The following is a 1,445-nucleotide window of genomic DNA, read 5'->3' on the forward strand; positions in this document are numbered from 1 at the left end:
AGCATGTATCCCATAAACAGCCGTTTCATGACACCTTCCTCCTATTCGTGCACGTAGTCGTCTTCTTCACGTCCCCGGAACCGGTCTTCGACAACCCGCACGCGCGCCTCATGCAGCACCCGGTCGCCCACCCGGTTTCCGCGCCGGATCTCATCGTCAAGAAGTTCCAGCGCCAGATAGTTCTGGTCGGCTGGATCCTCCGTCACCTCGGCCAAGGCTTCGATACGGCCCGCCTTGATCTCTTCGATCTGCACGTCGCTCAGCTGCTCGCGCACGATACCCGCAAGGGCGGCGCGCTCCTCGACCGACTGGGTCTCCATGCCGCGGCTGCGGCGCAGCAAGGCATCTTCCAGCTGCTGAAGGCGTCTTACAGCCGCACGGTCGGCAGGGGCCTCCTGCTTGAGTTCAAGATCTGCTTCCTCCAGCGTTTCTTCGCGATCTGCAACGATGTAGCGCCGCTGATCTTCGGCAACATAGCCGCCAGGCGGCATCACACTGTCTGTGGAGACGTCCCAGGCGCGGGACGCAAGCTCCGCATGAAACGACGATCTGGCAGCGTAAGCCTCAAAGGCAGAGCGGGCCTGATCGACCTGCTCCCGCCCATAATCGCGGGCAATGGGATCATCCGAAGACCCGTAGGTGAAGTCGGTTTGTGCAAACCGCCGCTCCAGCACTTCAAAGTCGCGGCGTTCCTCCGTGGCAAGCTCGGCAAGCGCGGGATAGGTGTCGATCCGCCGGGTAACGGCGTTTCCAATCTCGAAACTGCGTTCGGAAATATACGCCCTTGAATGGCCTTGCGCATGCAGGCGGGCCACTTCGGCTTGAATCCCGTCCGAAATCGCTTCTGCGCGCGCTTTCTCTACGATGTCTGTGGCATTCCATTCCTCAGGGTTAAAGGCGGCGATCCCTTCGATGCCCGCCTGCGCGCGCAAAGCCTCCGCCTCCGCACGTGCCTCCGTCTCAACCCGGAACCGTTCATTTACCTCTTCGAGAACTGCGTCCTCGGGGGTCTCATGCAAGACATTGGCCTCTTCCAGAGCCTGTCGAAGCACGTGATATTTCTCCGAGAGAGTGGCAACCGCCTGTTCCCGCTGAGCGTCGTCATAGAGATCGAGATTGCGCGCCGCCGCAAATTTTTGAACGTCACTGCTGGTCCACGCCCTTTCCAGATATTCGCGCTCGGCACCGACCTCGATCCGCGCCAGAACCTCGTCTGTGTTGATCCCGGTCCCGTCCAGAATCTCACCCACCTGCTGACGAAGCTGCGGGCTGGACACCCCTTCGGCATCCTTGAGCAGACCCGCATGGTAGGGGCTGACCTCACCGGGGGCCACGCGCAGCAATTGCGAGGCAGCACTGCCCGGGTTGACGACAGACAGCTCTGCCATGATCTCGATCACCCTTTGCTGATACCCCGGCCTCAGCGCCGGATCAGCCTCGTTGAT

The 1,445-nt window shown here is 61.2% G+C and carries 1 pseudogene; it reads right to left on the reverse strand.

Going from position 1 to position 1,445, the window contains the following annotated elements:
• Positions 1-41: 41 nt before the first annotated feature.
• A pseudogene (locus B8991_RS21660) lies at positions 42-1,445 on the reverse strand (hypothetical protein); the annotation flags it as partial.

Origin of the sequence: Primorskyibacter flagellatus (assembly GCF_900176485.1) — a bacterium.
In the GTDB taxonomy this organism is placed as follows: Bacteria; Pseudomonadota; Alphaproteobacteria; order Rhodobacterales; family Rhodobacteraceae; genus Primorskyibacter; species Primorskyibacter flagellatus.